This is a genomic window from Streptomyces sp. SID3212, assembly GCF_009865405.1.
Classification (GTDB): Bacteria; Actinomycetota; Actinomycetes; order Streptomycetales; family Streptomycetaceae; genus Streptomyces.
The window spans coordinates 1-5,799 of the sequence record NZ_WWJY01000426.1 but is presented as its reverse complement, the minus strand read 5'-3'; the positions used below and the strand labels follow the sequence as shown (position 1 = coordinate 5,799).

Annotated in this window: 6 protein-coding genes; 2 read left to right on the top strand and 4 right to left on the bottom strand. The window is 71.7% G+C overall.

Features of this window, described 5'->3' with window-relative positions; all coding sequences use genetic code 11:
• Positions 1 to 1,050, bottom strand: a 1,050-nt coding sequence (locus GT042_RS12800; protein WP_161308827.1) for an SDR family oxidoreductase, incomplete at its 3' end; no start/stop codon positions are given.
• Between the two features lie 276 nt (positions 1,051 to 1,326).
• Between GT042_RS12800 and GT042_RS12795 the strand changes: the two genes are divergently transcribed.
• The gene (locus GT042_RS12795; protein WP_161308826.1) at positions 1,327 to 2,814 is read left to right on the top strand and encodes a zinc-dependent metalloprotease; all 1,488 of its coding nucleotides are present in this window, start codon (positions 1,327 to 1,329) and stop codon (positions 2,812 to 2,814) included.
• On the top strand, positions 2,811 to 3,371 hold the full coding sequence (locus GT042_RS12790) for an NUDIX hydrolase (RefSeq protein ID WP_161308825.1): 561 nt from the start codon (positions 2,811 to 2,813) through the stop codon (positions 3,369 to 3,371). The genes GT042_RS12795 and GT042_RS12790 overlap by 4 nt, the downstream gene beginning before the upstream one ends.
• 59 nt (positions 3,372 to 3,430) lie before the next feature.
• Here the strand turns inward: GT042_RS12790 and GT042_RS12785 are convergent, their stop codons facing one another.
• The 3 genes from GT042_RS12785 to GT042_RS12775 form a co-directional block, all read right to left on the bottom strand.
• Entirely contained in the window at positions 3,431 to 4,189 is a 759-nt protein-coding gene (locus GT042_RS12785; RefSeq protein ID WP_161308824.1) for an AIM24 family protein, read from the bottom strand.
• A gap of 16 nt (positions 4,190 to 4,205) precedes the next feature.
• The gene (locus GT042_RS12780) at positions 4,206 to 4,886 is read right to left on the bottom strand and encodes an AIM24 family protein (protein WP_161308823.1); all 681 of its coding nucleotides are present in this window, start codon (positions 4,884 to 4,886) and stop codon (positions 4,206 to 4,208) included.
• 13 nt (positions 4,887 to 4,899) lie between these two features.
• The coding region (locus GT042_RS12775; RefSeq protein ID WP_161308822.1) for an AIM24 family protein at positions 4,900 to 5,799 on the bottom strand (900 nt) is incomplete at its 5' end.

The following is a 5,799-nucleotide window of genomic DNA, read 5'->3' as shown; positions in this document are numbered from 1 at the left end:
CGTGGCCCCCGCCGCGCCGGCCGCGGTGGCGTCCTTGCGGCCGAGCCGGCGGCCCGCGACCGTGTGACGGCCCTCGACCTCCGCCAGCAGGGCGGCCAGGACCTCCTCGTTCGTCCAGGTGGCCCGCCAGCCCGCGTCGTGCAGCCGGCTGACGCTGACCACCCAGGGGTGCATCGTGTACGCGAGGTCCCCGGCGGGCGAGGGCGTGAGGCCGATGCGGTGCAGCCGGGCCGCGGCGCCCAGGGCGACCGCCGACGGCAGCTCCATCCGGCGGATCCCGCTGAGCTCCTCGACCTCCTCCTGCTCCAGCCAGCCGTCGCAGCCCACCGCCAGCTCGCCGTCGACCTTTTCCAGCGCGGCGTACTCCAGCGCGCTGACCAGGTCCTCGACGTGGCAGAACTGCCAGGTGGGGCGGGAGCCCGCGACGACGAGCAGCCGGGGCGACTCGAAGTAGCGGGTGAGGGCCGTGTCCGTACCGCCGACGAGGACGGCGGGCCGGACGACCGTCACATGGAGCCCGGGGTGCGCGCGGGGCGCCCTGCGGCCCAGCCGCTCGATCTCCAGGAGGTCGCCGACCCCCGTGGCCTCGGCCGTGGCGCGCAGCTCGGCGTCCTCGGAGAGCGGGACGCCGTTGTCGGGCAGCGCCCCGTAGACCATGGCCGAGGTGCAGAGCACGACCCGGTGCACCCCGGCTGCAGCGGCGGCCGTCAGGACGGTCTGGGTGCCGCGCACGTTGTACGCCGTACGGGCGGCGGCGTCGGTCTCCAGGTCCAGGTCGAGCGCGAGGTGCACGACGACGTCCACCCCGCGCAGTTTCTCGGCGATGGCCGGGTCACGGATGTCGAGGATGTGCCACTGGGCCTCCGGCACGTCCCCCCGCCGCTCGTCGAGCGCGACGACCTGTTTGATCTCCTCCGAGGCCGCCAGACGGCGGGTGAGCAGGTCTCCGACGCCGGTGGCGGCGCCGGTGACCGCGACGACCGGGCCTCGGGACGGGGTCGGAGTCGATCGGTTTCGCGCTGCGCGAACCTGCGGATCTGGGGAACTCACCGGGCGTCTCCAGCGGTTGTCTTCAGTACGGATGTGAACGCTCGCGTCCGTACCAGGTGATGTCCATCCTGCCGCAGACCGTCCGCCGACTCCGCACCGAGCCCGGAAGCCGCCCGGGTGTCGATGCTGTTCGGGGCGGTGGCGGTGCGCAGATCAGCCCGCCGACGCCGTGCCGCCGGGACCGACGCCCCAGGTGCCGGTCGGTCTTAGGCTGGGTGTGTAGTCGGGCAGCCGCCGTCGGCGAGAAGCCGCCGGCCCTACGAGCCGAGGAACCCCGTGAGTGACTCTCCATTCGGATTCGGCCTTCCGCCGGAGGAGCCGGAGGACGGCGACGGCAAGAAGAAGGACCCCGCCGGAGGTGGTCAGGGTGCCGGTGGTCCCGGCAACCCCTTCGGGAATTTCGGGTTCGGCCTGCCGGGCGGCGCGGGCGGCGGAGACAATCCGTTCGCCGCGATGTTCGGTTCTCTGAACCCGAACGACCTGGGGGCGGCCTTCCAGCAGCTCGGCCAGATGCTCAGCTACGAGGGCGGTCCCGTGAACTGGGACATGGCCAAGCAGATCGCGCGCCAGACGGTCGCGCAGGGCACCTCGGACGGTACGAAGGACGCGAGCGTCGGCCCCACCGACCGCTCGTCGGTCACCGAGGCCGTGCGGCTGGCCGACCTGTGGCTGGACGGCGTGACGTCCCTGCCCTCCGGGGCCCACACGGCCGTGGCGTGGAGCCGCGCCGAGTGGGTCGAGGCGACGCTGCCCGCGTGGCAGCAGCTCGTGGACCCGGTCGCGGAGCGCGTGGGCGCCGCCATGGGCGACGTGCTGCCCGAGGAGATGCGTGACGTGGCGGGTCCGCTGATCGGCATGATGCGCTCCATGGGAGGCGCCATGTTCGGCCAGCAGATCGGGCAGGCCGTGGGCGTGCTCGCGGGCGAGGTCGTCGGCTCGACGGACATCGGGCTGCCGCTGGCCCCGGCGGGCAAGGCGGCGCTGCTGCCGCTGAACATCGAGGCGTTCACCAAGGACCTGGGCGTCCCCAAGGACGAGGTCCGGCTGTATCTGGCCCTGCGCGAGGCCGCCCACCAGCGGCTCTTCACCCATGTGCCGTGGCTGCGGTCGCACCTGTTCGGCGCGGTCGAGGCGTACGCACGCGGGATCAAGGTCGACACGAGCAAGCTGGAGGACGTGGTCGGCCAGTTCGACCCGGCCAATCCGGAGGAGCTCCAGGAGGCGCTCCAGTCCGGCATGTTCCAGCCGGAGGACACGCCCGAGCAGAAGGCGGCGCTGGCCCGTCTGGAGACGGCTCTGGCGCTGGTGGAGGGCTGGGTCGACGCGGTGGTGCACGAGGCCGCGAAGGACCGGCTCTCGGCGTCCGACGCGCTGCGCGAGACGCTGCGCAGGCGGCGTGCCTCGGGCGGTCCCGCCGAGCAGACCTTCGCCACGCTCATCGGGCTCCAGCTGCGCCCGCGCAGGCTGCGGGACGCCGCTCGGCTGTGGGCCTCGCTCACGGACGCGCGGGGGGCGGACGGCCGGGACGCGCTGTGGGAGCACCCGGACAACCTGCCGACGGCGTCGGACCTGGACGATCCGGATGGTTTTGTCCACCACGAGCAGCTGGACTTCTCCGAGCTGGACAAGATGCTCGGTGAGGCGGCGGGGGGCAAGCCGGATCTGAAGAAGCACGACGCTGAGCCCGACGAGTCCGCCGGTGGCTCCACCGAGAACTCCACCGAGAACTCCGCCGAGAACGACGAGGACAACCCCGACAAGTGAGCCTGCACGACGACGCTGTTCTCGTACTGAAGCAACTGAAGGAACCGAAGGAACCCAAGGGATGCGACTCCCAGGAGGAGTTGCGCGGGCTCTATCTGGATCATCTGGCGGCCCATCCGGACGGGATGTGGAAGGCCTGCGAGGCCGGGCATGTGACGGCCAGCGCGCTGGTGATCGACCCGGCGCGGGGCAAGGTGCTGCTCACCCTGCACCGGAAGCTCAACATGTGGCTCCAGATGGGCGGCCATTGCGAGCCCGCGGACCGGACGCTGGCGGAAGCGGCGCTCCGGGAGGCCACGGAGGAGTCCGGGATCCCGGATCTGACGCTGCTGCCCGGGGGACCCGTACAGCTGGACCGGCACCCGATTCCGGCGCCGTGCAACTGGCATCTCGACGTCCAGTACGCGGCGCTGGCGCCGGCCGGGGCGCTGGAGCGGATCAGTGACGAGTCGCTGGACCTGCGCTGGTTCGGCTTCGAGGAAGCCGAACAGGTGGCGGACGGCTCGGTGCTGAGGCTGATCGAGCGGACCAGGGCGGCGCTGAGGGCACAGGCATGACGGAAGGGGCGTCCTCCTGAGGAGGACGCCCCTTCCGCCTTGTCACACCGGTCCACGAATCAGCGGCTCCAGGCGTTGCCCTGGTTCTGGGCGTGGGCGCCCTGGGCGCCGACGCCGAACTGCGCGCCGAGGCCCTGGCCGATCCCCGCGTTCTGCGGCGGCATGACCTCGCTCGGCTGGACCAGCGCGAACCCCTGTCCCAGGAAGCTCAGCTCCCAGCCCTCACCGGTGTTGCCGCGCCGCCGCGTGACGCCCGAGGAATGGGTCTGCGCCTGCATCTGGACCCGCAGGGACGTCGACCAGGCGACCACCGCGTCAGCGTCCGCGTTGATGTACTTGTCCGGCGTGACCTGCAACATCAGCGGCTGGCCCGAGGTCATCAGCGCGACCTTGCCCCGCCCCGAGATGTTCAGCTGGTACTTGCCGGAGCCGGAGATGCCGTACTGGCTGTCCACCGCGATGACCTCGGTGTGCAGCGCCGAGTCGAGCGCCAGGACGTAGGAGCTGTCGACGGTCATGCCCTCGTGATCGACGTCCACGACGTGGATGTACTGCGCGAGGTTGGCGAGATAGACCGTGCCCTGCCCGGAGCAGCGCATGAGGTCGAGGCCCTCGCCCGTGCGCGCCCTGGCGCGGCGCTGGCCGCCCGACTGGTACTCACCGTCGAAGTCCATCAGCCCCTGGTACGCCACCATGGCGCCCTTGCGGGCGAGGACGTCGTCCTGGCCGGTCAGGGCGACCCGCAGCAGCTGCGGGTTCTGCACGGTGTAGCGGTCCTGGGACTGCTGTTCCGTATATGCGAAAAGCGGACTCTGCATGGTTCCCTGCTCCCCCTCAGCCCCGGATCCGCAGGCGGTCGGTGCTGTCCTCGCTCGGCTGTACGACCACGATTCCCTGGCCCGAGAAGGCCATCTGGTAGGCCTCTCCGCTGCCCCTGCCGACCAGCGCGCCGGCCTTGAAGCTGCGCTTGCCCTTCACCTTGAGCGCCGGTGACCAGGCGACGAGCGCGTCCGGGTCGACGTACGTCTCGTCCTCGCCCCGGCCGCAGTCGACCACGATCGGGGTGCCGCGCGAGGTCAGGGCGACCCAGCCGGTCCCGGAGATCTGTACGTTCCACAGGCCCTGGCCGGCGAACTTGGCCATGCCCTTGACCTTCTCGACGCCCCACTGGAGGTGGGCGTCGAAGGCGAGCAGGTTGCTGCCGTTGACGGAGAGCGCGTCGTTGTCGAGGTTGATCACGACGACGTCCGCGCCGTAGTCGGCGAGGTAGAGCAGGCCGTCACCGGCGCACTTCATGAGCGGCGCGGCCTCGCCGGTGACCCACTGGGAGGCGACCTGGCGGAGGGCCGGCGGGTTGGGCTCGTACTGGATGAAGCCCTCGTACGCGACCATCGAGCCGGTACGGGCGAAGAGGTCCTGGCCGGAGGCCATGGCGACCTTGAGCATGGCGCGGCCGTGGTTCTCCATCCGGGCCGCGACGGGGGTCGGGGCGTAGCCCGCGAGCTGCTGGTTCATAGTCCGGGCTCCCTCAGACCTCGTACGGCTGGACGACGACAAAGTTGCCGGGGGCGCCCCGGAACTGGAGGTTCACGGTCTCGCCGCTGTGGCCCGGGTACGCGTTGCGGCGCAGCCTGACCTGGCTGGAGATGATCACCTGCGAGGCGGACGACCAGGCGACGACGGCGTTGCAGTCGGCGAAGGTCGTCGGCGTGACGGGCAGGACCACCGGGGTGCCGTGCGTCTTGACGACGACGGTGCCCGTGCCCTGGAACTGCATGGTGAACAGCGCGCCGCCGGGGATGCCGTGGCCCTCGATGCGGCGGACCTCGTACTGGAGGCCCTCGTCGAAGGCGAGCACGTTCTCCGCGGAGACGCAGATGCCGTCGCCCTGGAGTTCGATGGGGTGGAGGTGCGCTGCGTCCTCGGCGAGGAACACCTGGCCCCGGCCGGAGCAGCGCATCAGCTGCATCTCCTGGCCGGTCGCGTTGCCGACGATGCGGCCCGCGAAGCCCGCGCCCTTGTGGCCGAACTCGACCTTGCCCTGGTACATGACCATGCTGCCCTGGCGGGCGAGGACCGGCGTACCGCCCATGGCGAGGTCGACCCGCATGAGCTGGCCGTTCTGCGGGGTCCACCGCTGGCCGGTGGGCAGTTCCTTGTACGGCTGGAGGGCCGCGGTCAGCCCGGCGCCACCCTGGGGGACGCCTTGCGGGACACCCTGGGGAAGGCCCTGGGGCGCGCCGGGCGGCGGGAACTGGCCCGGGATCTGACCGGTGACCTGGCCGGGGGCCTGGCCCGGTGCTTGGCCCGGCATCTGGCCGAACTGCGGCGGCTGGGGCGGCTGTCCGTACGGGGACGGCGCGGGCGGCGGGGGTACGGTGCCGCCGGGCGGGGACATCGGCGCCATCAGCGTCGGGGCCGCGTGAAC

What these genes read in the sequence shown, in the direction of transcription:
- GT042_RS12785 (WP_161308824.1), bottom strand. Translation starts at nt 4,189, where the DNA reads ATGCAGAGTCCGCTTTTCGCATATACGGAACAGCAGTCCCAGGACCGC.
- GT042_RS12780 (WP_161308823.1), bottom strand. Translation starts at nt 4,886, where the DNA reads ATGAACCAGCAGCTCGCGGGCTACGCCCCGACCCCCGTCGCGGCCCGG.